Source organism: Halarchaeum salinum, assembly GCF_039520965.1.
GTDB lineage: Archaea > Halobacteriota > Halobacteria > Halobacteriales > Halobacteriaceae > Halarchaeum > Halarchaeum salinum.
The window spans coordinates 1-24,363 of record NZ_BAAABL010000038.1 but is presented as its reverse complement, the minus strand read 5'-3'; the positions used below and the strand labels follow the sequence as shown (position 1 = coordinate 24,363).

The 24,363-nt window shown below is 61.1% G+C and carries 22 protein-coding genes; 15 read left to right on the top strand and 7 right to left on the bottom strand.

What is annotated here, in order from left to right; genetic code table 11:
• Positions 1-207 precede the first annotated feature (207 nt).
• A complete protein-coding gene (locus ABDZ36_RS04895) occupies positions 208-531 on the top strand; it encodes a Cdc6/Cdc18 family protein (RefSeq protein ID WP_343749228.1) in 324 nt (107 codons plus the stop codon).
• 271 nt (positions 532-802) lie between these two features.
• Positions 803-1,981, top strand: coding sequence for a Fic family protein (locus ABDZ36_RS04890; RefSeq protein WP_211313248.1), 1,179 nt, complete (start codon positions 803-805; stop codon positions 1,979-1,981).
• Between the two features lie 1,269 nt (positions 1,982-3,250).
• Here ABDZ36_RS04890 and ABDZ36_RS04885 read toward each other — a convergent pair.
• On the bottom strand, positions 3,251-4,042 hold the full coding sequence (locus ABDZ36_RS04885; protein WP_211313249.1) for a DUF8008 family protein: 792 nt from the start codon (positions 4,040-4,042) through the stop codon (positions 3,251-3,253).
• 409 nt (positions 4,043-4,451) lie between these two features.
• On the opposite strand from ABDZ36_RS04885, the gene ABDZ36_RS04880 reads away from it, so the two are divergent.
• Positions 4,452-4,664, top strand: a complete 213-nt coding sequence (locus tag ABDZ36_RS04880) for a MarR family transcriptional regulator (protein ID WP_211313250.1) — start codon at positions 4,452-4,454, stop codon at positions 4,662-4,664.
• On the opposite strand, the gene ABDZ36_RS14880 is transcribed toward ABDZ36_RS04880, so the two are convergent.
• The 3 genes from ABDZ36_RS14880 to aglM all read right to left on the bottom strand — a co-directional run bounded on the left by ABDZ36_RS14880 (position 4,661) and on the right by aglM (position 8,014).
• Entirely contained in the window at positions 4,661-4,876 is a 216-nt protein-coding gene (locus ABDZ36_RS14880; RefSeq protein ID WP_425545302.1) for an HTH domain-containing protein, read from the bottom strand. The two genes, ABDZ36_RS04880 and ABDZ36_RS14880, sit on opposite strands and share 4 nt — an antisense overlap.
• An 821-nt stretch (positions 4,877-5,697) precedes the next feature.
• Complete coding sequence (gene aglJ, locus ABDZ36_RS04875) at positions 5,698-6,606, bottom strand: S-layer glycoprotein N-glycosyltransferase AglJ (RefSeq protein ID WP_211313252.1); 909 nt, start codon at positions 6,604-6,606, stop codon at positions 5,698-5,700.
• 97 nt (positions 6,607-6,703) lie between these two features.
• Positions 6,704-8,014, bottom strand: a complete 1,311-nt coding sequence (gene aglM / locus ABDZ36_RS04870) for a UDP-glucose 6-dehydrogenase AglM (RefSeq protein WP_211313253.1) — start codon at positions 8,012-8,014, stop codon at positions 6,704-6,706.
• A gap of 164 nt (positions 8,015-8,178) precedes the next feature.
• Between aglM and aglF the strand changes: the two genes are divergently transcribed.
• The 3 genes from aglF to glmS are packed head-to-tail and all read left to right on the top strand — an operon-like array spanning position 8,179 to position 11,866.
• Positions 8,179-8,898 (top strand): UTP--glucose-1-phosphate uridylyltransferase AglF, encoded by a 720-nt coding sequence (gene aglF / locus ABDZ36_RS04865; protein ID WP_211313254.1) that lies wholly within the window; start codon positions 8,179-8,181, stop codon positions 8,896-8,898.
• A complete protein-coding gene (locus tag ABDZ36_RS04860; protein ID WP_211313255.1) occupies positions 8,895-10,049 on the top strand; it encodes a sugar phosphate nucleotidyltransferase in 1,155 nt (384 codons plus the stop codon). Before aglF ends, ABDZ36_RS04860 begins: the two co-directional genes overlap by 4 nt.
• A gap of 2 nt (positions 10,050-10,051) precedes the next feature.
• Positions 10,052-11,866 (top strand): glutamine--fructose-6-phosphate transaminase (isomerizing), encoded by a 1,815-nt coding sequence (glmS, locus tag ABDZ36_RS04855; RefSeq protein ID WP_211313256.1) that lies wholly within the window; start codon positions 10,052-10,054, stop codon positions 11,864-11,866.
• Between the two features lie 141 nt (positions 11,867-12,007).
• On the opposite strand, the gene ABDZ36_RS04850 is transcribed toward glmS, so the two are convergent.
• A complete protein-coding gene (locus ABDZ36_RS04850; protein ID WP_211313257.1) occupies positions 12,008-13,174 on the bottom strand; it encodes an ISH3 family transposase in 1,167 nt (388 codons plus the stop codon).
• Positions 13,175-13,363: 189 nt separating this feature from the next.
• On the opposite strand from ABDZ36_RS04850, the gene ABDZ36_RS04845 reads away from it, so the two are divergent.
• The 5 genes from ABDZ36_RS04845 (at position 13,364) to ABDZ36_RS04825 (ending at position 19,316) form a co-directional block, all read left to right on the top strand.
• Positions 13,364-14,509, top strand: coding sequence for a glycosyltransferase (locus tag ABDZ36_RS04845; RefSeq protein WP_211313258.1), 1,146 nt, complete (start codon positions 13,364-13,366; stop codon positions 14,507-14,509).
• Positions 14,510-14,534: 25 nt separating this feature from the next.
• Entirely contained in the window at positions 14,535-15,653 is a 1,119-nt protein-coding gene (locus ABDZ36_RS04840; RefSeq protein ID WP_211313259.1) for a glycosyltransferase, read from the top strand.
• On the top strand, positions 15,650-16,696 hold the full coding sequence (locus tag ABDZ36_RS04835; protein ID WP_211313260.1) for a glycosyltransferase family protein: 1,047 nt from the start codon (positions 15,650-15,652) through the stop codon (positions 16,694-16,696). The genes ABDZ36_RS04840 and ABDZ36_RS04835 overlap by 4 nt, the downstream gene beginning before the upstream one ends.
• A 325-nt stretch (positions 16,697-17,021) precedes the next feature.
• A complete protein-coding gene (locus tag ABDZ36_RS04830; protein ID WP_211313261.1) occupies positions 17,022-18,344 on the top strand; it encodes a sulfatase-like hydrolase/transferase in 1,323 nt (440 codons plus the stop codon).
• Positions 18,345-18,365: 21 nt separating this feature from the next.
• Complete coding sequence (locus ABDZ36_RS04825) at positions 18,366-19,316, top strand: glycosyltransferase family 2 protein (protein WP_211313262.1); 951 nt, start codon at positions 18,366-18,368, stop codon at positions 19,314-19,316.
• 51 nt (positions 19,317-19,367) lie between these two features.
• Here the strand turns inward: ABDZ36_RS04825 and ABDZ36_RS04820 are convergent, their stop codons facing one another.
• Positions 19,368-19,739, bottom strand: a complete 372-nt coding sequence (locus ABDZ36_RS04820; RefSeq protein WP_211313263.1) for a hypothetical protein — start codon at positions 19,737-19,739, stop codon at positions 19,368-19,370.
• 335 nt (positions 19,740-20,074) lie between these two features.
• Here ABDZ36_RS04820 and ABDZ36_RS04815 point away from each other — a divergent pair, with 335 nt between their 5' ends.
• The 3 genes from ABDZ36_RS04815 to ABDZ36_RS04805 all read left to right on the top strand — a co-directional run bounded on the left by ABDZ36_RS04815 (position 20,075) and on the right by ABDZ36_RS04805 (position 22,762).
• Entirely contained in the window at positions 20,075-20,974 is a 900-nt protein-coding gene (locus ABDZ36_RS04815; RefSeq protein WP_211313264.1) for an alkaline phosphatase family protein, read from the top strand.
• Entirely contained in the window at positions 20,971-22,407 is a 1,437-nt protein-coding gene (locus tag ABDZ36_RS04810) for a lipopolysaccharide biosynthesis protein (RefSeq protein WP_211313265.1), read from the top strand. The genes ABDZ36_RS04815 and ABDZ36_RS04810 overlap by 4 nt, the downstream gene beginning before the upstream one ends.
• A 64-nt stretch (positions 22,408-22,471) precedes the next feature.
• The gene (locus ABDZ36_RS04805; protein ID WP_211313266.1) at positions 22,472-22,762 is read left to right on the top strand and encodes a hypothetical protein; all 291 of its coding nucleotides are present in this window, start codon (positions 22,472-22,474) and stop codon (positions 22,760-22,762) included.
• Between the two features lie 126 nt (positions 22,763-22,888).
• Here the strand turns inward: ABDZ36_RS04805 and ABDZ36_RS04800 are convergent, their stop codons facing one another.
• Positions 22,889-23,032, bottom strand: a complete 144-nt coding sequence (locus ABDZ36_RS04800) for a hypothetical protein (protein ID WP_211313267.1) — start codon at positions 23,030-23,032, stop codon at positions 22,889-22,891.
• A gap of 41 nt (positions 23,033-23,073) precedes the next feature.
• Between ABDZ36_RS04800 and ABDZ36_RS04795 the strand changes: the two genes are divergently transcribed.
• The gene (locus ABDZ36_RS04795; RefSeq protein WP_343749227.1) at positions 23,074-24,321 is read left to right on the top strand and encodes an RNA-guided endonuclease InsQ/TnpB family protein; all 1,248 of its coding nucleotides are present in this window, start codon (positions 23,074-23,076) and stop codon (positions 24,319-24,321) included.
• The last annotated feature ends 42 nt before the right edge of the window (positions 24,322-24,363 follow it).

The window sequence follows — 24,363 nt, the reverse complement described above, 5'->3', positions numbered from 1 at the left end:
CGCGCTTCCGACTGAGCGTCGGAATCCCTCGCTCCTTGAGGCCGGAGGCTCCGCCTCGAAAACTGCTGAACAGCGACCACGAGTCGTCGAGTTCGTCAGCGAGCCCCTCGACGAACCCGCGTTTCGAGAAGAGCGCGAACGCTCCCTCGCGGGTGTCCGGTCCACGATGTCCGCGCAGACGTCGACCACGGCCAGCCCCATGACAAAATCAGCGACCAAACGACGAACGCCCAACGCGTCCTTGAGGCCGCTGCCCGCCTCCAACGAGATACTGGTGAGCCTGCACGCACACGCAAAATTCAAGAATGCTACCAGCAGGTTGCGCGATCCTACGGCGACCCCGACCCCAGCAACTCCCTCAAGTTCGCACAGCGCCATCTCGACGACCTCGAAATGCTTGGATTCGTCATCAAGAGCGAAGAAAACCGCGGCAAAGGCGGTGGTCGAGGCTACGTCTGGGAAGTCGACATGGAACTCGATACTGTCCTTGACGTCCGTGAAGAAATCGAAGCCGACCACCACAGCGCCTAGCCACTCGTTTTCCTGAACCGCTATCGTGCGGCTGGACCTAGAACACTGGCTCAGTTGACATTACGGTCGGCCGCGACGTTGCTCGGCGTCGTTAACAGCCTCTATGACCGGTCGGTAGAGGCTGACTAGTGCTGTATCGACGACAAGACACTGTCGAAACCCGATATTCATTCCGTGGTACGTGATGCATTCAGTGTCCAGCTACCGCCAGATGCTATGCATTTACTATCCATAGATTCATATCTACCCGGCGTGTAGTGTGGATACGTGCATGCAGGGCATCGAACTGGAAGACTCGGCGCCGGGAACGCTCGTTTCCTACGGGAGACAGTCCTACTACAAGCCCGAGCCACTGCCTCCATCGCGATCACTCGATCTCGATGCGTCCTTCTACGAAACGCTCGCTGACGCGACGTTCTGGTTGGGGCAGTTGAGCGGTATCAGTCGCGAACTCGACTTCCCACCAGTACTCTACACGTCTCTCTTGCGCAAGGAGGCGATGGAGTCCGCGGAGATCGAGGGTGCCGACATCGACTATAATGCGCTTTATAGCCTCGAAACGCGGGCGCTCGACGAACCAACTGCGGAATCCACCACGGACGATCGGACCCCCGCAGACACGAAGGACACCCAAGAGGTGTTGAACTACGAAGCAGCCATACTCGACGGGATCGACGCCCTCGACGACGACGCCGAGATCACCGTCCCCCTCCTCCATCAACTCCACGAGGCCCTCCTCACAGACGTCCCTGACGACCGCGTCGACACCGACACCATCGGTTCGTACAAGACCATCCCGAATCATCTGGGCGACTTCCTGCCACCGGTCCCGGGTGCCGTCGATGGATTGATGGACGCACTCATCACCTACTACCGGACGGGTGGACGCTACCATCCGCTCGTCGACATCGGACTCTTCCACTATCAGTTCGAGACAATTCACCCGTATGGCGATGGGAACGGCCGCCTCGGCCGCCTCCTCATCACGCTCCAACTCTACGACCAGGGATATCTAAAGCGTCCAAACCTCTACCTGAGTGAATACTTCAATCGGAATAAGGCGACGTACGTCGAGCGGATGAACGCCGTTCGAACGCGCGGTGACTGGGAGGCATGGCTGTCCTTCTTCGTGCGCGGAATTGCCCGGCAAGCGCACGAATCGGTCGAGCGAACGCTCGCCCTTGATGACCTCCGCCGGACGTACGAAGAGGAGTATGGCGGCGTCGCGTACACGAAGCATCGACTCGCCTGCACACTCTTCGAGCAGCCCTACCTCACGACGAAGACCGTTATGCGTCGCTTCGACGTCGAGCAATCTACCGCCTATCGGGCGATCACCGCCCTCGAAGACGAGGGCGTCCTCGAGGAAGTCCCCGGACAAGGCCGCCGACAGGAGTATCGCGCTCGCGAAATCTTCGAAATCCTCGAACACCCACCACAAACGTACTAGCGCGCTCTTCTCGACCGGCTCATCGAGCGAGGTGCCGTCCGCGCTGGCACGAGGTGTGACCTCTCGATCTTCACACTCGGCCTGTACCCCCGCAAGGAGGCCTGTGTGGGATCTGTTTCACTCAGTATGAACGAGGAATCTGGGCGGCGTCGCGAGATCTATCTCGGCGTTTCGACGTTGAAGACGCCCTCTATCTTCTTGAGGCGAGAGAATCCCATCGTTCACGACGGGCGTGAATCGCCGCACGATGGATTCACGTGTTCTGAAGCCGTAGTAGGTGCCGACCGACGCAAAACAACAGAGATAACTCCGAGTCAGCAGGGCAGAACCGTGACCCCACTGCCGGATAGAAGTAACGGCGGCGTGGCCCCGCCAGCACCCCGTCGGTGTGCAAACGTAAGTTCCCACCCCAGCGGCCTCGGCTCGTGGGAAGCCTCGCCGTCTACGGCGAGGAGGAGGTCACTTCCGTTCTTCTTCTTCTGACCTTGGTCCACAGTCGCACTCGGTGTTGAGGTGGCGACGCTATCGTGGGTGGCCAGCGGTACTCGGCACGCTCTCGTGGTGTCGACATGTGCTTGAGGGCAATCTCTCTACGAGCACGTATCTCGTTAAGGTCAAAGCGACGTTCTCTAAGAGATGGTCACTCGAGGTGAAGGTACCATGGGGAGATCTGTTTTCACTCCTTCAACCAGACTGCTCCTGTGGACACCACTCTCAGATTGTTTGCGTGGCCTGGAGTGGACAATCTGTGCTACGACTTTCGGTCGAACTGTTTCTCCTATGTTTCGACGTAGCCCGACACACCACTCTGGACTGTTCGCTGGTGGGAGGGCTCTCCACGTTGTTCGGGAGGTTCTCGGTACGTCGAACTCATCGAGAACTGTACCGACGAGTGGTCGGCACAGACTGTTAACCAACAGTTGAATGGATGCTTCGGAGCCCGTTGGTTAAGACTAGAGGAGCTCGCGGTGCTGTGACGTGACTGGATCAAGGCGACTTCTCAGTTCTTGACGACACGATTGAGTGTGCCGGCCACAGCCGAGATCGGGAGAGTGCATCGACTGTCCGGTTCCGGGGACAGTCGTCGTCCACGGACACCCACGAGAGCGGGGGGTCTAGCTACCCACCGTCAACACCGTGCAAGGAGGGAGACCCATGGCTACGCGACCGCCACGGACACCGCGGTTCTGTCGTCGTGTGGGTGGTCTTCGGGAGCCGTGTTGTGGAGTGGTGGGTGGCTAGCCCTGGGGGGACAGGTGTGTCTGTGGACTACGGGTGTCTCTGGGCGGTGGTTTCGCCGGGGATTTCGACGTCGCAACGGAGGACGACGCGGCGCTCCTTGTACCGAAGACCATCGGTGCGCCGTTGGCGTTTCATGACGATGAGGCGGTGGTGGGTGTATTCTTGGAGGGCGTCGATGGTGCGGGAGACGAGTTTTTTCGCATAGGCTTTGGAGATGCCTGACTCGTGGCGGCGGATCCAGTGTCGAAGGTCGCTGGCATCGACGTATTCGCGGACGTCGCCACTCCCCTGCTGCCAGAGGTCGTCGGTCTCGTCGTGGCGGGCGGCCCAGGCTTTGGCGGCGAGGCGACTGGGGAGGTTGTCGACGGTGCCGCGGAGCATGTCGTCGTCGAGTCGCGAGAGTTGCTGGATGGGGAGGAGGTCTTGCTCGGCGAGTTGTGTACTCCCGCCACGACTGAGGGTGTCCTCGGCGTCGGGAACCCGCATATAGGTGCCCCCGGTTTTCTCGAAGGTTTCGAGGCGGCCGGTCTCGACGTCGAGATCGTCCGTCCACGGGTAGACGTGCTCCTTCTCGAGGTGGGCCCCCTTTTCGAGTTCGCGCGCTTGCAGTTCGTTGATGCGGGCTTCGGTTGCGTCGGTAGTGGTGGTGAGGCCATCAATGCGTGAGCGCAGAATCTGGTTTTGGGTTTCGAGCTCCTCAAGGCGGGCTTCGGCGTCGCGACGAGCGGCACGCTCAGCCTCCAGGTCTGCCTCCAGCTGGGAGAGCCGCTCAGCGAGCGACGCAAGCGTCGGCCGTGCTTGCTCGCTACTGGCGCTCATCGCACACCTCCCGACAGAGTGGGCTCGGTGTCGTTCGCGGCGTCGAGTCTGTTTGCTTCGCCATCACGAGGTGGGTGCCACTCGCCCGTGAGCGGTGGTTCCGCGTGCGTGTGCGGACTGTTGTTGGTGGGTGGTGCGACGGAAGTTCTTTCTACAGTTGGGTCGTTTGTGGTCATGTCGTGTCTTAGCGACCCAGCGTGGCGGGCACGGTCCTAGCGTGCCTGCTGCTTTCTGCTGGCAGGGTACCGCGACGCTGAGTCTAACGCGATATATATCGACACGCCCCATATAACTTTGTGTATGGAAACTAATTTTCGGATAGCACCCATTAACAATCCCGTGATATTTCGTTCGTGACGTTGTAGAGGGCAGTATGGGAAGCCCCGGGCGAAAGAAGGACGTCTCTGATATGGAGATTCTCCGCGCTATCCAGACGATACCCGGGCCAGCGTTTCTCACCTCCGAACTGGCAGACCGAATTGGCCTCAGCCGCCAGGGAACGAGTCGTCGACTCCACGACCTTGAGGAGGAGGGGCTACTCGCGACAAAGAAGGCGGGCGGCCGCCGCCTCTGGTGGTTGACCTATGATGGAGAACGACGACTTGCCGAGGATTCATCCTAAGGACCGTTGTCCACAACCCACCAACCTATCCCGCTCCCACATCGCTTACTCTTGACCTGTCCAGTTTGCTCCAGCGCGTGCAGTCGATCAGTAATCGCTTGGCGAGTAATCGATAGCTGTTCGGAAAGCTCAGTCGCAGTCGCGAACGGTCCAGACGCACTCTCAATTTGTTGAAGGAGGCGTTCGTCGCTCACCTTCCGATTTCCATGCATGGAGACCCCTCTACTACATTGTTTACGCTCCGTATGGAAAACAATATGGTCTCGGGCCGCTACTCACAGAATAGACGAAGCACTAGCTCAACGGGCAGCCTCTCGCAGAAATGCCCCGGTGTACTAGCACCGGAGCTGGTCTTCGTCTGGTGACTTAGACCAATGGCTACTACACGACCAGACGTAGAAAACGGTACCGGCAGGCTCAACGCCGACATCGGGTATCTCGATTGGACGTTGAACTGGACACACGCCTACATCACCCAGATGGGCGAGACTGACGACGTGATTCGTGTGCGGATCACGTCGCGGTGTCGTCGCCCGAGACCGAGTCAGCGGGTTGGACTCGTCGGCAACCGCCTACTCGTGACCCGGTGCCGCGACGTCGTCGTAGGTCGGTGACTCGCTCAATCACGGAGCTCTTGGATGCTCAACTGGAGGAGTGCCACGTCTGTGGTGTGACCGGCCTCCCGGAGCGCATCCAAGCGCATGACTGTACGCCGCCTACCCGCTGAGAGTATAATAGACAATCTGGTGGTGGTGTCCGGGGGATCGGGAGCCAATAGGGAACTCTGAGTCTGCACCGGTAGAGAGGAGAACGCTGTGTGGTGGTCCACACGGGTGCAACTCACCTTTCATCGCAGGAAACCACGACGTCGCCTCGGCCGTAGTGATGGGATCGGTCCGACCGTCGCCGGCGGACTCGTCGTCGAAACCACGGGGAACGGCACAAACAAGGAGTATGAAGTAGTCGATAGCTTCGGGATTCTGGAGCGAGCGCCGTCGACCGACTGACTGGGGAGCGAGGCTGGCGACTCGTTCTAGTCGTCCTCGAGGCGGCGGAGCTGCTCGTGGTGGAGTGTGACGAGCAGATCGCTGAGCACGCCGAACATGAGCAGCTGAATCCCGAGGAGGACGGTAAACGCCGCGAAGAGCGCCATGATGTTGTGCGAGACGCCGGCCGTGAACCACTCGACGGCGACGTAGATCGCGGTGACAGCGCCGACGAGCATCGAGCCCGCACCGACGCTCCCGAAGTAGAAGAGCGGGTTGTTCGTCTTCGCGAGCTTGTAGAGCGCGAAGATGATGCGTCCGCCGTCGCGGAATGGTCGGAGGTTCGTGTCGGAGGCTTCCGGGCGTGCGAGATAGGTGATGTCGACGACGCGTGTCTCGATGTCGTGTTTTGCGCACTCGACGGCCATCTCGGTCTCGATGGCGAAGCCGTCCGCGGTGAGGTGCATTCGCTCGAAGGACTCAACACTGAAGGCGCGATAGCCGCTGAGGATGTCCCGGTAGTCGTAGCCGTGGATGAACGCGAACGCCCGATTGATGACCGAGTTCCCCATCCCGTTGAGCGTGCTCATCGCGCCCGCCTCCATGTCGGCGAAGCGATCGCCGATGACGTGCTCGGCGTCGCCCTCTAAAAGGGGGGTGAGCATCGCGTCGGCGTCGTCGGCACGATAGGTGCCATCACCATCGAGCATCAACACGTATGGTTCCTCAACGTGCGCGACGCCCTCGCGGAGTGCCTGGCCCTTCCCCGAACCGGACTGCGTGATCACGTCCGCGCCGTGTTCGCGTGCGATCTCTCGCGTGTCGTCCGTCGAGTGGCCGTCGACGACGAGGATCGACTCGAAGCCCTCAGCGCGGAAGTCGTCGACGACGTCGCCGATGGTCTCCGCCTCGTCGAGCGTCGGGATGAGCACGCAGACCTCGGAGTAGTCCGGCATCGCTTCAAAAGGCGACGGGCAGAGGGAAAAAGGGTTGCGTGTTCCTTGCTCTACTAAGTGAACAAGACGAGTGCCTCGTGGCGTGCCCTGAGGCGATTCACCAGGTGAGTCCTTCGTACTCCAGATCGTACTCGTCTATGGGGAGGTCGACGTGTCGGCCATCGACGACGAGCCGTCGTTGCATCGTCTCGAACTCGGCTCCAAGCGCCGCGAACTCGTCCCAGTCCGTCACGATCAGGGCCGCACTCACCCCCTCAAGGGCTGTCCCCGCGGAGTCGGCATACTTGATCTCGGGTAGGACCTCGCGAGCGTTCTCGATTGCGACCGGATCGTACGCGACGATGTCCGCGCCGCGTTCAACGAGTCCCTCCACAACCGGGACCGCCCGCGTGTTCCGGACGTCGTCCGTCCCGGGCTTGAATGCGAGGCCGAGGACCGCGACGCGTTCGCCCGCGACGTCGAGATGGTCGTCGAGCAGGTTGAGCAGCCGTTCGGGTTGCCGATCGTTCACCTCGACGGCGGCGTCCAGCATCGCAGGCGTGTAGTCGGCCTCGCGCGCCGCGTGCCGGATCGCGTTCGTGTCTTTGGGGAAACAACTACCGCCCCACCCGAGGCCAGAGCGGAGGAACTGCTCGCCAATGCGGTCGTCGAGCCCGATGGCGTCCGCGACCTCGTAGGCGTCGACACCGAACTCCTTACAAATATTCCCGATGTCGTTGATCAGCGAGACTTTCGCGGCGAGGAAGCCGTTGTTCGCATACTTGACCATCTCCGCGGTCCGTGTATCCGTCTCCACGACCGGCGCGTCGCTCTCCGCAATCAGTGGGTCGAAGACCTCGTGCATATCCGCGAGTGCGCGCTCGTCGTCCGCGCCGAGCACGACCTTATCTGGATCGAGGAAGTCGTGAACGGCACTCCCCTCGCGGAGGAACTCGGGGTTCATTCCGACGCCGAACTCCTCACCCGCCGTCTTCCCCGACGCTGCTTCGACCACGGGCGTGATCACGTCCTCCGTCGACCCGGGTACGACCGTCGACTTCACGACGAGCGTGTGCTGGCCGTCCTTCGTTGCGAGCGTCTCGCCGAACGCCTCCGCACCCGCCTTCATGATCGAGAGGTCGATACTGCCGTCATCGTTCTGTGGCGTCGGCAGACAGAGGAAGGTGACGTCGGTATCGAGCAACTCGTCGTAGTCTGTCGTCGCGCGAAGACGACCAGTTCCATCCGGGCCGGCGTGCGCGGAAACGAGCTCCGCGAGGCCGTCCTCGTGGATCGGCGCGACGCCGTCGTTGATCGTCTCGACCGTATCTTCGTCGATATCGATGTTCACGACATCGTGGCCGAGGTCCGCGAAACACGCGGCGATCGTCGTCCCGACGTAGCCGCTCCCAATGACTGAGAGGCGCATAGTTGACTACACCAAGACCGACGAGCAGTATAGGCGTGCTGGACCACACTCGGAGAGGAGTCGGAGAGCTGGTTATGGTCCAGCAACGCTGGCATTCGTCCCTTTGGCCATCTTGATTTCGGATGTCAAGAAGCTATTTAACCGGATGTGCACTATCGACACGCATGCAAGCAGTCGTTCTCGCAGCGGGGGAGGGTACGCGTCTCCGACCGCTGACGGAGGAGAAACCGAAGGGCATGGTGGAAGTCGCGGGTAAACCCATCCTTACTCACTGCTTCGAACGGTTGGTCGAACTCGGTGCGGACAAACTCGCCGTCGTCGTCGGCTATCGGAAACAAGACATCATCAGCCACTACGGCGACGAGTTCGAGGGCGTGCCGATCACGTACGCACACCAGCGCGAGCAGAACGGGCTCGCACACGCACTCCTCTGTGCCGAAGAACACATCGACGACGACTTCATGCTCATGCTCGGCGACAACATCTTCGACGCCAACCTCGAAGATGTCGTACGCCGGCAACGTGAAGATCGTGCTGACGCCGCGTTCCTCGTCGAGGAGGTACCAATGGAGGAAGCGTCCCGCTACGGCGTCTGTGACACGAACGAGTACGGCGAGATCACCGATGTGATCGAGAAACCCGACGACCCACCATCGAATCTCGTCATGACTGGGTTCTACACGTTCACACCCGCGATCTTCCACGCCTGCCACCTCGTCCAGCCGTCAGATCGCGGCGAGTACGAACTAAGCGATGCGATCGACCTGCTGATCGAGTCGGGGCGGACGATCGACGCGATCGGCCTCGAGGGATGGCGGATCGACATCGGCTATCCGGAAGACCGTGACGAGGCGGAGCGTCGCCTGACAGAGATCGAGGCGTGAAAGCCGTCATTCTCGCGGCTGGTGAGGGCACGCGTCTTCGGCCACTGACCGAGACGCGACCGAAGCCGATGCTCCGCGTGGCGAATCGGCCGTTACTTGAGCACGTCGTTGAGGCTGTTCGGGACGCCGGGATCGCCGAGATTGTTCTCGTTGTCGGCTATCGGCGCGAGCGCATCCAGAGCTACTTCGGCGACGGCGACGACTGGGGCGTCGACATTGAGTACGCGATCCAAGAGAAACAGCTCGGCACCGGCCACGCAGTCCTGCAGGCCGAATCGTTCGTCGAGGGGCCGTTCGTCGCGCTCAACGGCGACCGGATCGTCGAGAGCGACGACATCGCACGCGTCGTCAATGCGCTCCGTGAAACGAGCCAGACGACGCTCGCAGTTGCGCGCGCCTCGCGCCCGAGCGACTACGGCGTCGTCAGCTTGGAGGGGGACAGCGTCGTCGACATTGTGGAGAAGCCGCCGCGTCACGCCGCACCGTCGGACGTCGTGAACGCCGGAATCTACGGCTTCGACGCCGACATCTTCGACGCGCTCCGCGAGACCGATTCAGAAGGTGAGCTCGCCGTGACGGACACACTCGAACGACTCGCGGGCGCGGGCGAAGTTGACGCCGTGATGCTTGATGGGCAGTGGATCGACGTCTCGTACCTCTGGGACCTTCTACGGGTCAACGCCTCACTTGTCGAGGCGTCAACTGCGGAGTCGGTGCACGTCGACGCGACGGCGAGTGTCGTCGGTGACGTCGCACTGGGTGACGATGTCCGCGTTCGACCAGGTGCGCGCGTTCTTACTGGCACGGCGCTCGGCGACAGCGTTACCGTCGGCGCGAACGCCGTGGTCGCGAACAGCGTCGTGCTCCCCGATGCAACAATTCGTGCGGGTGCAGTCGTCCGTGACGCCGTTGTCGGCGAGAACGCGACTGTCGGTCCGAACGTCACCGTCGAAGGTGGTGAAACCGATGTCGCAGTGAACGGCCGCGTCCACGAGAACGTGCGCCTCGGCGGCGTCGTCGGCGACAATGCACATGTTGGGGGTGCAACGACGCTCGCACCTGGGACGGTGCTCGGGAATCGCGTCGACGTCGAGACCGGGAGCCACGTCAACGGTCGGATCGAGAGTGACGCGCTCGTACGGAGGGCCTGACGATGTGCGGAATCGTCGGCTACGCCGGCCACCGCGATGCACTCCCGTTGCTCACGGGGGGACTCTCGAACCTGGAGTATCGTGGGTACGACTCCGCGGGCGTCGCGCTCCGCGAGGGCGACGGCGTCACCGTCTACAAGACCGTCGGCGAGGTCGACGCGCTGCGCGCAAAAGTTCCGGAGACGTCCGACGCGACGGTCGGCATCGGTCACACGCGGTGGTCGACGCACGGGAAGCCCACGGACGAGAACGCTCACCCCCATACCGACTGCACAGGCAACGTCGCGGTCGTCCACAACGGGATCATCGACAACTACGACGCGCTGAAAGCCGAACTGGAGGAGAAGGGTCATACGTTCGCGAGCGCCACCGACACCGAGGTCGTCCCGCACCTCGTTGAGGACGAACTTGCCGCCGGCAAGAGCACGAAGGAGGCGTTCCGCGCGGTCCTCGACCGCTTGGAGGGGAGTTTCGCGCTGGCGATGATCGTCGGCGAGAGCGACGAGATATACCTCGCCCGCCAGGACTCCCCGCTCTGCGTCGGCCACGGCGACGGCGAGACCTTTATTGGGAGCGACGTCACCGCGTTCCTCGAACACGCCCGCGAGGTCACGTACCTCGAAAACGGCGATCTCGCCGTCGTCACGCCCGACGGCGTTACCATCGAGCACGACGGCGAGCCCGTCGAGCGCGCTATCGAGCAGATCGAGTGGGACGCCGACGCCGCCGAGAAGGGCGGTTACGAGCACTACATGCTCAAGGAGATCCACGAACAGCCACAGGCGCTCCGGCAGGCGCTCTCCGGGCGCGTCGACGAGATGCAGGGCACCGTCGAGCTCGGTCTCGACCTTCCCGCGGAGTACCTGCGCTCGCTCGAAGAGATTCAGATCGTCGCCTGCGGGACGTCCTACCATGCGGGGCTCTACGCCGCCCATCTGCTCGAGACGCACGCGGACGTCCGCGTGACGGTGCACGTCGCCAGCGAGTACGAGTTCCGCGGCGGGCGCGACCCGTGGCGAACGCTCGTCGTCGCGGTCACGCAGAGCGGCGAGACGGCCGAAACGCTCGGGGCACTCCGCGACGCCGCGCGCACCGGGGCGCGGACGCTCGCCGTCACGAATACGGTCGGCTCCTCAATCACGCGCGCTGCCGACGACGCGCTCTACATCCGCGCCGGTCCCGAGATCGGTGTCGCCGCGACCAAGACGTTCGTCTCGCAGGTTGCCACGCTCGCACTCCTCACCGTCCACCTCGGGCGGGTTCGGGACACGCTCAGCGCGACCGAGGCCGGCGAACTCCTCGGGGACGTTCGGGGTCTCCCCGGTGCCGTCCAACGTGTCCTCAATGCCGATACGGGCGTCCGCGACGTCGCCGAGACGTACGTCGACAGTGTGGCGTTCTTCTTCATCGGGCGGTACTTGGGCCACCCCGTCTCGATGGAGGGCGCACTCAAGCTCAAGGAGATCAGCTACGACCACGCCGAGGGGTTCCCCGCGGGGGAGTTGAAGCACGGCCCGCTCGCGCTCGTGACAGATGAGACGCCGGTCCTCGCGGTGCTCACCGAGGGGGCCAACGCCGACGCGACGCTCAACAGCGTCAAGGAAGCCGAGTCGCGCGGCGCGCCCGTGATCGGGTGTCTCTCGGAAGGGCGTGACGAGAAGTTCATCGACGTCGGCTTCGACGTCCCCGAGCTCGGCGAGATGGAGCCACTCGTGGCGAACGTCTACCTGCAGTTGTTCGCCTACCACGTCGCGAACTCGAAGGGGCGCGCGATCGACAAGCCTCAGTACCTCACAAAGCATCGTCAGCTAACCTGACCTGAGCCACCTATTCTGTTATAATGAGCCGTCGGTAGCGGTTGATCAACGCCGCTCGAAGCCGGAGCTGTCGCTGTCGGCGGCGCTCAGCCGCCGACGCGACAGCGTAGCCACTCACAAAGTGGCGTACTCGGTCGGTGACTACCGGTGGAATCGGTCGTCTGGTGGCCGATTCGCGGGGACGGCCCGACGCACCGCGAGGGCCGTCCACGCGGCCCGTCGAACCATATTCACGAACTCTTTGTACGGCCACCACCAGAGGCGACGCCCGCCACGGCGGGGCGTCGCCACATATTCGTAGTGGAGATACCGCCAAACGTTCTGTAACAGCAGACTCACCACGACGTACAGCAGTCTCACCGTCGCATCTCGTGTCGTTGTTGTCGCTATCGCTTGCTCGGACAAGCGATAGCTCGACTCGATACCGAAGCGTTTCGCGTAGTGGTATCGAGCGTCGCGTGGTGTCTCGATGAACGGCGCGTCAGCGGCGTAGCCGTGACGCGCCACACCATGTTTGTCGTACTTCCCGTTTAGGTACGTACAATCGATGTAGACGGGAAACTCGACGGTCCAGCTGTGACCGTCGATTTTCCCTGTCAGATCATGCTGAATGACACGACTCCACCCTTCCGAGAGCTCTTGTTGAATCGTCTTCCCCCACCGGATGATCGGGATCACGTACGCGTAGTTATGCGCTTGAAGCAGCGTGAGGCACTTGCTGTCGTAGAATCCGCGATCAAGATAGACGGCCTTGACCTCGGTGTCAAGGCCGTCGAGGACACCGAAGAACTCAGCGAGGACGCTGCTGGCGGTGTCGCCGTCTTCGAGACGGCGCACCGCCAGCGTGTAGCGTTTGTTCTTCACACGCGCGTAGAGTGTGGCGTAGGCATGGAACGCGGTGGTTCCACGCTTGGCTTCCGAGTGATAGAGGCTCTGCGTGTCGTCTTCATCACCATAGTAGGGCCGCAGGTGGAGGTCTGCGCAGACCTCCACCTGCTCAGGAAGCAGTTCGACGATATCTTGTTGAAGGAGCGTGTTAGCGACTCGTTCGAGCCGTTCCGGCTCGAACTTCGTCCGGAGATGGTAGAGGATCGTGTTGGCAGCGGGGCCGTTCTGACTCGACGCACAGAGCGTAGAGACAGAGGTCCCGTCGGCGCAAGCGCCGACGAGGACCTCATAGATGTCCTCAGCAGTGATTTCAGCGTTATTGGCTAAGGAAAGCGGAACTTCCTCCTCAAGGCTGTTGACGAGAAAGTTAAGAAGCTGGTCCTCGTGAATCTCACTGTCTGCTTGCTGGGTCGTAGACACACCTTCAGCAAGCAGACGTTCTAACTAAGCGGCTTTGTGAAGTACTGAGCCTAGGAATTTGGCGAAGAGTGTGACGGTAGAGTAGGCGGGCGCGCGTGACCCCGTGGCAGTGCAAAATCCCGCTGACGCGGACGCATCCCTGAATCGAACCCCACAGGGGTTTAACCCTCAGGAATCAAATCGCCCAGTATGCATCCCCTTGTCGTGGCGGCGGCCGCGCTCGTCGTCGTGGCCGCGCTTCCATACGCTCTGTTCGGCGTCCTCTACGCCGCGATCCGGCCGTCAGGATCGCCGGCCGACAAGCGAGAAGCCGAGCCGACGGTCAGCATCGTCCTCCCGACGTACAACGAGGAGCGTATTGTCGAGAAGAAACTCGACGACCTGCTCGAACTCGACTACCCGATGGAGAAGGTCGAGCTCGTCGTCGTTGACTCCTCTGACGACGCGACGCGCGACATCATTCGGGACTACTTCGCGGACCTTGATGCGCCCGATCTCACGCTGATCGAGGAGGACGAGCGCCGCGGGCTTGCCCCCGCGCTCAACGAGGCCTACGAGGCCGCCGAAAACGAGATGGTCGTCAAGACGGACTGTGACTCCTACCTCCCAGACGACGTCCTCCGTGAAGCCGCCGCAAACCTCGCTGATCCTGCGGTTGCTGCCGTGACCGGACGAAACGTCGAGGTCCTCGGTGGAAGTGGCGTTGAAGAGGGGTATCGGGGGATTCAGGCGTACATCCAGACGCTGGAGGCGCACCTTGACTCGACGTTCATCTTTCACGGCCCCTTCTCCGCATTCGAGAACGACGCGCTCGTTCCGATCGACCCGAGCTCACTCGCCGACGACACCGAACTCGCGCTCCGAATACGGCGGACGAGTGGGAAGCGCGTGATCTTCGACCCTGCAGTGCAGTACAAGGAGGCGTCCCACTCGGGCTTTGTGAAGCGCCGCACGCAGAAGGACCGTCGCGGAATGGGACTCATTCGATTACTCGTCCAGCACCGCGACGCGCTCGGACGCTACGGTAAGTACGGCCGCGTCGTCCTCCCGTTCAACTGGTGGTTCATGATCGTCTCCCCGTGGGTCGTCGCGCTCTCCGTCGTGGGGGTGACGGCCGCCGCGCTCGTCACCGTCGACATGCCGGGCCTTCTCGTTCCCGCCGCGCTCGTCACCTTCGTCTACCTCGGCCAGCGCGATTCGCTGGGCCCGTTCGCGCCCCTCTACTCGCTGTTCGATACGCAGGTGTCGCTCGCTCGCGCCGCCGTGGAGTTGCTACGCGGCGACTACGACGCGACCTGGGACGTCGACGAGGAACTGCGGGAGGCATATGAGTGATGCGGTGCAATAATCAGAGACACGCATGATTGAAGCACAGTCGGAGCCTTCTGTCGCGATCCTCCACGATCGTTTCCCCGGTCTCGGTGGCGGCGAGACGTTCGCCATTGAGGCTGCCCGCGTACTTGATGGTCCTATTTACACGATGTACGTTGCGCCGGAGACGGACATCCCCGAGGACGTATCCATCGTCCCGATCCACCAGTCGAAGTACACGAACGGGCTCTCCGGCCGTCTCCTTGAATGGCAAAACGAGGGGATGAACCCATTGGAGACATTGTCGGTGGCGCTCGATATGACCGACGCCCACCCGGACCTCACGGAGTACGATGTCGTACTCAGCAGCGCTCCCCTGAGTAAGAACTACGTGCCCAGCAGCGATCAGCGCATCGTTCACTACCCTCACAGCCCCCCTCGGTGGCTGTATGACCTCTACCGAGATCGAATGGACGCATTGGACTATCCGATCGTCCGGATGGCGCTGAAGTGGTACGCCAAGGTGTGGCGCTCGCTCGATAAGGAGGCCAACGACTACGTCGATACGTTCGTCGCGAATAGTGAACTGATCGAAGAGCGGATTGAGCGCTACTACGACCGTGACGCAAAAGTCGTCTACCCGCCGGTGACGGGAGACTGGCGCAACCAAGGCGACGATGGATACTTCGTCACATGGTCGAGGCTCGCGCCAGAGAAGCGAATCGATCTGATCGCAGAAGCGTTCACCGAACTTGACGAGCGCCTCGTCATCGCCGGGGACGGCGAACAGCGCAAGAAAATAGAGAGTATCGCGTGCGGTCAGGACAACATCGAGGTACGCGGGTATGTAGAAGACATTGAGTCGCTAGTCGCGAACGCGACAGCGGTCGTCTACGCGCCCAAGCAGGAGGACTTCGGCCTCGTTGGGGCGGAAGCTCTGAGCGCCGGAAAGCCACTGATTGGGGTGAACGAGGGGTTCACTAAGTACCAAGTCGACCCGGGCGTCACGGGACTTCGGTTCGGACCATCCGCTAGCTCTCTCCGTGAGGCGGTCCGTGCGTTCGATGCCGAGGACTTCGACTCCACGGTGATCCAGAGTGCCGCTGAGCGATACCGCTATGACAAGTTCGAATCAGACCTTCGATCCGTCGTATATCAGAGTGTATGAAGGTAACGTTCGTCACACCACCGCAGGACGAGGGGGGTATCGGGAAATATGCGGATGGAATCTGTCGCGAGATGCGAGACGATGCACAAGTCTCGAGACTAGATCTTCCGGAGGGGTTGGGATTGATCAAACACGTTGCGCTCGCATGGCACGCCGGGACGACTGACGCGGATGTCGTTCACGTGCAGTTTGAGTACGCATTCTTTAACCCGAAACTGGTCTTCGCTTGGGTATTCTTCCCCCTGTTAGCTGTCCTGACTCGGCTTCATGGTACCAGCACCGCCGTCACAATGCATGAGGTGTGGGAGTCCGACACCGTCGATGGGGGACTGGAGTGGAGATACGTTTGGATCACACATACGCTGATCGCGGTCACTACCGACTCTCTTGTCTTCCTCTCTCAGAATGCATCGGAGGCGTTCGACGTCCCCGTTCCAGTAAAGCGTGCTACCCTCCCCCACGGAGTTGACCTCGGGGAGACGCGATCCGTCGACGAAGGTAGTGCGAAAGAACTATTCGGATTCTCGCCGGATGACTCTATCATTGCGCAGATCGGATACGTTTCTCCCCGGAAAGGAACCGAGCTATTCCTCAAGTTGGCTGAGAAGTACCCGGAGCATCAGTTCCTCATCGCGGGTGGACCTCGCCGTGAAGAGGATCAGGAGTACTTCGAAGGCGTCAGACAGAACGCGCCGGGGAACGTCACCGTCACGGGCGTCCTGTCGGACCGACGCTTCCACGCGGCGTTCGTCGCCACGGACGTCGCAGTGCTGTCCTACACCGATATCAGGCAGAGCGGCATCCTCAACTGGTGCTTCGCGTATTGCGTCCCTACAATTTGCCGACGCATCCCGTACTTCGAACGGATCGCAGCCGAGTGGGGCGGTATCCTCCTTTTTGATGATATGTCGGGGGCGGTAGAACGACTCAGCATCGCACTCCGAGAGTCCGAACGACTCTCCGCACAGATGGAGGAGTACCGGGAGTCACATTCGTTCGAGCGTATCGCCGAGCGCCATTTGGAATTATATCTGGAACTGTAGCCGCGGCTGAGGCCCCCGTCGTTCTACAATGACCGAATGCCGCGGATATCCTCTCGACCGGTAGACTATCGTCAGGTGGGGTTGGTCCGTAACCAGTGTCAATTGGCTGCGGATCGCAGATATTAGTACGGCGGTTCGTCGGAGATCTTTTCATATATCGGATGGGTTTGAATGACTACTACTATCTATCTGTCTACCGGAATAACTCGTAAGACGTAATGACACGGCACACGTATTCCGAGAGTGCCACTGGCTCTTTCAGTGACGTGGTGAACAAGCGACCCTCCAACATGCTCAAACGATTCAGAACCATGAACACGGTAGAATGACGAACATCGCCCTTGTCGTATTAGACACCCTGCGGAAGAATTCGTTCGACGAGCACTTCCAGTGGTTACCAGGGACGCGCTTCGAGAACGCGTGGTCGACGAGCCACTGGACGGTTCCCGCGCACGGATCGCTGTTCACGGGGAGATACGCCAGCGAAATCGGTGTCCATACGGATGCATCGTCGCTGGACTGCGAGCGGCCGGTGCTAGCGGAGCGGCTCCGGGACGCGGGGTACAGTACTCGCGCGTTTAGCGCTAACGTAAACGTTTCTGAGAACTTCTCGTTCGACCGTGGCTTCGACGAGTTCGAAGGGAGTTGGCGACTACGGGCACTCACCGAGAACTTCTTCAACTGGGATCAATTCCTCGTCAAAAATGAGGGGGCGGGCCCCACTCGGTATCTACGCGCGCTCAGGCAGTGCGTCGCGGGAGACTGCGACACCCTCCCCTCGCTAAAGCGGGGTGCTCTGCTGAAGCTCCGAGATCTGGGAATCGGATCCCGAACGCAGGACGATGGTGCGACCGAAGCGCTCGGTTACGTTCGATCGACCGACTTCGGCGACAGCGAGTTCCTCTTCATGAATCTGATGGAGGCGCACACACCGTATAATCCCCCCGAGGAGTACCGAACGGTCGATCCACCGGGGCTCGACGGCCTGAAGGCCTCGGTTCGCAGTCCTAATGCCACCCCGGATCAGATAAGGCAGGCGTACGCTGACGGCGTTCGGTACCTCTCAGATATGTATCGGGAGATATTTTCGGAACTCCGCGAGGAGTTCGATGTTGTCGTCACTGTTTCCGATCACGGAGAAGTTCTCGGCGAACACGGGATGTGGGAGCATCAGTGCGGTCTCTATCCCGAACTCACACACGTTCCTCTGTCGATCTATACCGGTGAGGGTTCCGGAGACGTGGTCTCGTCCTCGGTGAGCCTGCTCGACGTCAATCAGACAATCCTCACGCTCGCCGGGTTGAGCGCCGACTCACGGGGACAGGACCTCCTCGCGGACACTGTCGAAAACGGCGAGTTCCTCACCGAGTTCCACGGTATTTCGGACCTCCATCGGAACGCCCTCGATAAACAGGGAATCACCGACATCGACGATCTCAAACAGGAGTTGAACGGCATCTGCTTTGGCGGTTACTACGGCTACGAGACGTTCGATGGGTTTGAGGAGATCAACGAGTCGCCCTTCGAAGACCCACAGAAACAGCTTTCGGAGCGCGTGGGTGAACTCGACAAAGAGCACACGTCCAGAGAGGACCAGGATCTGGACGATGCAGTGATGGACCAGTTAGAAGATCTTGGCTATGCCTGATTGCACCCTCCTTCAGCAACGATGGTAGACACAGTCGTCTTCGGGATGTGTACACGGAACGAAGAGGACGTCGTTCGCAAGACGATACGGGCGGTCCGGAACCAAACACATCCGCCGGACCATGTCTACGTCTGTGACGACAGCGACGACTCCACGCCGGACATTGTCCGTGACGAACTTGAGGGATCAGGCATCCCCTTCGAGGTGTTCCACCAGGAGCGATACGACGGACACGGCGGCGCTCGGCAGGAACTCTACGAGCGCGCCCGGTCGGTGGACCCGGACGTCATCTGTATGCTCGACGCGAACAACACGATCGGCGACGACTGGTTGGAGTCGATCCTCCGTTTCCGGGCGGAGAACCCCGAGTACGACGTGCTGACCGGCCCCGAATGCGACACGGGGATCCATCGGGAAGCCCCTTCGCCGCACGACCCGCTCTATTATCGTCACGCTGCCATCGCGTTCGACGCGGACCTGCTTGAGACTGTCGGTGGGTGGGACCCGGATTTCGGAAGAGGCGAGGATTGGGACCTCGCTCTCCGGATGTATCGCGCGGGATCGAAGGTATTCACCAGCACTCAGTGGTGCTCCCGATACGTCGCGCCCGACCCGCCGGATCTTACCCGTAAGCGGATCGCGCGCAACCCGACGAGCGTGCCGTACCTCGCGAAGTACGGCGCATGGTATCTCACCTTCCACCCCGCGCAGGTACTCAAGGACCTCTGGAGCGTCTGCTTCTACGCCCTCTTCCTCCTTGGTCTCGCGGCGATTCCGGTCGGCGTCGGTTTTGGGCTACTCGCCACCGCTGTCGTCGTCGGTTGCGGTTTCGTCCTCGCCCAGCGTCGCTACGAAGGTGACAGCGACCAACCGGCGAACCGACTGGAGCGCCCGCTCTACATGCTGCTGTTCACTGCCCCCGCGGTTGCACGGAGTTGCCGCAATGTCGCCGACGGCCGGTACCGGACGTGACGTCGCGACGGTAGCGGACTCCGCGTCCCTCGTCGGCGCAACCGACATACCCTAACGATAGCTCCGCCAACAAGATACCGATGGATGCCTCCCGAGAACCCGAACGTAGTGGTCGTCGTCCTCGATACACTTCGGAAGGACGCGTTTGACGAGTACTTCAACTGCTTGCCCGGTCGTCGTTTCAAGAACGCGTACTCGCCGTGACATTGGACACTCCTCGGCGAGCACGGCGCGTGGGACCACTTCTACGGCGCCTATCCCGATCTCACGCACGTCCCGCTTCGAGGGGCGGTCCGAGACGCAGTGAGACTCTTCGACGTCCACCGGACCATCTTCGAACCCGCTAGTGTAGACGCCGACGGGACGCGCGGCCGGTCGCTCCTCGACGGTGCCGAGGGCGGTGAGACGCTGACCGAGTGCCACGGTGTCACGGCGACGCTATGCGACTCGCTCGTGACTGACGGATATGACGAGATCCGCGGGCTCGACGAGGAGCGACACGGCTACGTTGCCCCTGAGATTACTACGGCTACGAGACGCACGGCCAGGACACGGACGGCGGCGACCTCGTCGAGACCGGAGCATACGCCCTCGAAGGCGACCCCAAGTCCCGCCTCGCCGAACTCCGGAACCCGCTGGAGCGCCGGGACATCGCGAGCGAGCGTCGGCTCGGGCGCCGGCGGCCCGGGACTGACCGGGCCGAACCGCTATTCTTTTCGGTCGAGACGGCGCTATTTACGTCAGAACCTCTCCCACACATGACCCTCCTGATTCTCGCACTCGACGCGCTCGACGCCGCGCTCGTCGACGATTTCGGTATCGACGCGCTTCGCCTCCCCGCACATGGGCAGATGGAGACGGTCGCGGAGATGCGCGACGAACCGTACACACCGGAAGCGTGGGCGTCGGCGGCGACGGGACTCCATCCACGAGATCACGGTGTAAGCATGAAGACGAGCGAGTGGGAAAACCCCCTAGTGAACTTCCTTTCCCGATTCGCCGGATATCTCCCGATGTCGGCCCGCGCTCGCCTCGGGAACGTAGCGGAGAGCGCGACGGGCTCGGAGTACACGATCGCGGAGGTCGAGTCGGCGACAATGTTCGACGATGAGGACAGGATCGTTCATAACTGGCCCGGCGTCCACAACGGGGCGGAGCTCAAGCGTGCGTGGGATGTGATGTGGCGGGAGGGACAAACCGACGCCGAGTTCCGCCGGGACATCGCCGGCCTCGCCGCCGAGCAGTTCGGGTGGGCCCGGGAGATGCTCCGCCACGGACCTTCGGTCGCCGGCGTCCACATCCACTACCCCGACGCGACCGGACATGCCTACTGCGAGGACCGCGAATCGCTCCGCCGGGCGTACGAGCGAACGGGCGAGTTCGTCGCGGAGATCGTAGCCGCCCTCGGCGAGGATGATGAGCTGCTCGTCTTGAGTGACCACGGAATGGTCGTCGACTGGTACGCCGATGCGGAGGATCGAGGTATGGAGTCGGGCGGGCACTCATGGCGCGCGTTCGCCGGATCTACGTGCGAATCCGTACCCGAGAGCATCCTTGATGTGCGCGAGTGGGTTGACGAGCACGCGACGAGCGCGCGTTCGGACCGGGAGGAGTTCGACATTGACGAGGAGCGGTTGCGCGACCTCGGCTATATATGAGCGCCGCCAACACTGACTTCGGCCTTGAAGTGTCGAAGGGTGTCCTCGCTAAAATTACTATGGCCGGGGTGGGGTTTCTCGGCTCGATCATCTTTGCGCGCGTGCTCGGTCCAACCGGTTATGGAACATTTTACGTCATAGTGACGCTAGTGAACGTGCTCAACAATGGAGTCACCGGCTGGGGGGTTGCGTGCAAGAAACGTCTGACTGAGGGCCGAGATATCCATGCGAGTCTGGGCGCCGCGCTCATCGGTTCGTTCGTTTCGATTGTTGTGTTCGTACCGGCTGCAGTGGCGGTTCTCTCGGTGACACGAGCGTACGACATCGGAGGCCTCTATCTTCCGTTCGCGGTACTGCTAGCGTCGGTCTCGCTGTTCGCGACGACGAACCGCGTGCTCTCAGGCCGTCGAAACTTCTCCGACGCTGAGTGGACAGATACCCTTCGGTCAGTGTTCACGACCCCGGCACAACTCCTACTTGTTCTGTTGGGTCTCGGAGCTGCAGGAATGGCGTATGGGCTTGCGGCTGCGACCCTATTGACAGTCCCTTTCGTTGTGTGGCGGATCGGTGCACTGCCGGTGATCCCTTCGTGCGAGATGCTATCGAACGTCTGGGCTTACGCGAAGCATTCGATTGTGAATGATCTTCTCGGTAGCACACAGAGCCGGGTCGATATACTCCTCCTCGGGGCGCTCGCCACTTCCGGTATAGTCGGCCAATATCAAATTGGACTGACCCTGACGATGCCAGCGCTGTTCGCGAGCGATGCGGCAGCGAGCGGGCTTATGGCTCGGGTTAGCGGTCGGCTAAGTCGCGGCGAATCCGCCATTAAGGACGTGAATAATACCCTCAGCTACGCCAGCGTGCTCAGTATTCCGATATTCTTCGGCGTCCTCGCGATCCCGAATCGCCTCGTCGTGACCATCTTTGGTCCGCAGTACGCGGCTGCCATACCGTTGCTTGTCGGACTAGCCCTCTATCGGATGATACAAACACAGTCTCAACAGCTTGCATCGATCATTAACGGGTTGGACCTGCCGGATGTGAACACACGGATTTCCGCTGTATCGCTGGTGACAAACGTCGTCGTCGGCTACCTGTTCTGGACGTGGGTTGGCCCAGTTGGTATCGTCGCGTCCTCTATAATCGCCGAGACAGGTCGTTGGCTCGCGAGCGTCTACGCTGTCACCCGGTCTATGGACGGCGTAACACCGGTGCCGCGCCCTGTTATTGAACAAATTGTTGCAGGCGTGATAATGTTCTGTGCCGTCAGCGTCCTCAGTGAGTCGTTCTCATTATCCTCGTGGCTATCGGTCATGCTGGTGGTCTGTGTAGGCGCTGTAACTTACGGAGTCGTCTTGGTCGTAGTGAGCCGTCATTTCCGTACCACGGCTCTAGGTATTCTTGCAGACGTTTCATGGCGATCGCTGTAAGAGATGGAGCAAGAGGGACTGCACTTCACAAGGCTTCCCCTCACTTTCCGTGTCGTCCGACGTAATGAGCGACGATACCGACCGGTCTGGTAGTCTCTCCATTACCGGGAGATCGGTCCTCGACGTCGCGGCGGACTGGTACCCAGTCCCCGTGGTCGCGCTCCTCATGGCGTTTATGCTGTGGGTGCGCGGGCAGTCCTGGCAGAACTTCGTACAGAACGGGACCGTGCTACTGAGCGGGAACGACCCGTGGTACCACTTCCGAAGCACGATGTACGTCGTCGAGCACTGGCCGTTCGACGTCTGGACGCAGTATCCGACCGGCGTCGCAGTCGGCCAGTTCGGCACACTCTGAATGTATCCGTGACGCGCGTCGGGGTAGTACTTGTCCCGAACGGTTCGGTCTACCTTTCAACAGCGAGAGAGTCCCGCCGTTCACGGCGGGCGTGAATCGCGTAAGCCTGGTTACAGTACCGCCACGTCACTGCTGGTCTTGGGCCTCCAACGCTTCAAGACCGGCTTCTAACACCTCTATGTAGGCTTCCGAGAGGTCCAAATCATTCGCTTCTGCGTAGTCTTTCACTCGGCCACCGAGCGTGTGTGAAATGTCGATGTTTGGTCGCATACGAAAAGACTTTAAGACTAAAAGTATAAACATCTATTGTGGTGAAGCGCACCAACACGTTCGCCGTGCGACCGCTCTCCAACAAGGGAGAGCAACTGCTACGGGACCTGTTGGACGCTTCCGCCGCTCTCTGGAACGAGGTCAACTACGAACGCCTCATGCGGTACAACGACGAGGGCGGTTTCGAGGGCGAGGGTGTGTGGGACGCCGATACAGGCCAACTCGAAGGTCGATACAAGGGCGTTCTCGGGGCGTCCACTGCCCAACAGGTAATTCGGAAAAATGCCGAAGCGTGGCGGGCGTTCTTCCGTCTGAAAGACCAGTACCACGACGAGTCGAATACGTCGGTCACGGAACACCCGGAACCACCAGGATTCCGCGGCAACGAAGACGATGGACGTGTTCTCAAAGGCGTTGTCCGAAAGGACGCATACACCGTCGAATGGGGCGACCGCTCTCGGATTGAGATACTGGTCGGGAGCGAGTTGAAAGGCCGATACGACCACACTGGGCGGCTCCGGCTCGAAATCGCTGGCGACCCGAACTGGCCCGACTACGAGAAACAGGGCCGGCTGGACTTGTGGTACGACGAAACTGACAGCACCTTCCGAGCTTCGCAACCCGTGACTGTTTCTGACGACGCACGGGCAACTCCACTGGCCGGCGAGACGGCCGCTCTGGACATCGGTGCGAACAACCTCGTCGCTTGTACCACAACCACAGGTCAGCAGTACCTCTATGAAGCCCGGAGCTTGTTCGACCGCTTCCGCGAGACGACGCGGGAGATCGCGCGGCTCCAGTCCAAACTCCGTGAGGAACGACACAGCAGCAAGCGCATCCGGCGGCTGTACCGGACACGCACCCGTCGCCGCAACCACGCCCAAGAGTCGCTATGCCGTGACCTGCTTGAACGGCTGTACGCCGAAGGTGTCGATACCGTGTATATCGGCGGATTGACCGGCGTGTTGGACACGCACTGGTCGGTCGAGACGAACGCAAAGACGCACAATTTCTGGGCGTTCAAGAAATTCACCGAGCGACTGGCGTGTACCGCCGAGGAATACGGTATCTCGGTTGAGGCCCGGTCGGAAGCATGGACCAGTCAAGAGTGTCCGCAGTGCGGTTCGACAGACCGGACGACACGGCACCAAGACACCCTCACCTGCCCGTGTGGATTCGAGGGACACGCCGACCTCAGAGCGTCGGAAACGTTCCTGAGACGCCATCAGAACTCAGAGAGTTCTGATTGGCGAACGAGACGCGTAGTGACTAACGCAACTTCTGAATGAATCCGTCGAGGTGATTTTCGATCCACGAGCCTGCGAAACTCA

Coding starts and splice junctions, on each gene's coding strand:
- ABDZ36_RS04890 (WP_211313248.1), top strand. CDS start 803: ATGCAGGGCATCGAACTGGAAGACTCGGCGCCGGGAACGCTCGTTTCC.
- ABDZ36_RS04885 (WP_211313249.1), bottom strand. CDS start 4,042: ATGAGCGCCAGTAGCGAGCAAGCACGGCCGACGCTTGCGTCGCTCGCT.
- ABDZ36_RS04880 (WP_211313250.1), top strand. CDS start 4,452: ATGGAGATTCTCCGCGCTATCCAGACGATACCCGGGCCAGCGTTTCTC.
- ABDZ36_RS14880 (WP_425545302.1), bottom strand. CDS start 4,876: ATGCATGGAAATCGGAAGGTGAGCGACGAACGCCTCCTTCAACAAATT.
- aglJ (WP_211313252.1), bottom strand. CDS start 6,606: ATGCCGGACTACTCCGAGGTCTGCGTGCTCATCCCGACGCTCGACGAG.
- aglM (WP_211313253.1), bottom strand. CDS start 8,014: ATGCGCCTCTCAGTCATTGGGAGCGGCTACGTCGGGACGACGATCGCC.
- aglF (WP_211313254.1), top strand. CDS start 8,179: ATGCAAGCAGTCGTTCTCGCAGCGGGGGAGGGTACGCGTCTCCGACCG.
- glmS (WP_211313256.1), top strand. CDS start 10,052: ATGTGCGGAATCGTCGGCTACGCCGGCCACCGCGATGCACTCCCGTTG.
- ABDZ36_RS04845 (WP_211313258.1), top strand. CDS start 13,364: ATGCATCCCCTTGTCGTGGCGGCGGCCGCGCTCGTCGTCGTGGCCGCG.
- ABDZ36_RS04840 (WP_211313259.1), top strand. CDS start 14,535: ATGATTGAAGCACAGTCGGAGCCTTCTGTCGCGATCCTCCACGATCGT.
- ABDZ36_RS04835 (WP_211313260.1), top strand. CDS start 15,650: ATGAAGGTAACGTTCGTCACACCACCGCAGGACGAGGGGGGTATCGGG.
- ABDZ36_RS04830 (WP_211313261.1), top strand. CDS start 17,022: ATGACGAACATCGCCCTTGTCGTATTAGACACCCTGCGGAAGAATTCG.
- ABDZ36_RS04825 (WP_211313262.1), top strand. CDS start 18,366: ATGGTAGACACAGTCGTCTTCGGGATGTGTACACGGAACGAAGAGGAC.
- ABDZ36_RS04815 (WP_211313264.1), top strand. CDS start 20,075: ATGACCCTCCTGATTCTCGCACTCGACGCGCTCGACGCCGCGCTCGTC.
- ABDZ36_RS04810 (WP_211313265.1), top strand. CDS start 20,971: ATGAGCGCCGCCAACACTGACTTCGGCCTTGAAGTGTCGAAGGGTGTC.
- ABDZ36_RS04805 (WP_211313266.1), top strand. CDS start 22,472: ATGAGCGACGATACCGACCGGTCTGGTAGTCTCTCCATTACCGGGAGA.
- ABDZ36_RS04800 (WP_211313267.1), bottom strand. CDS start 23,032: ATGCGACCAAACATCGACATTTCACACACGCTCGGTGGCCGAGTGAAA.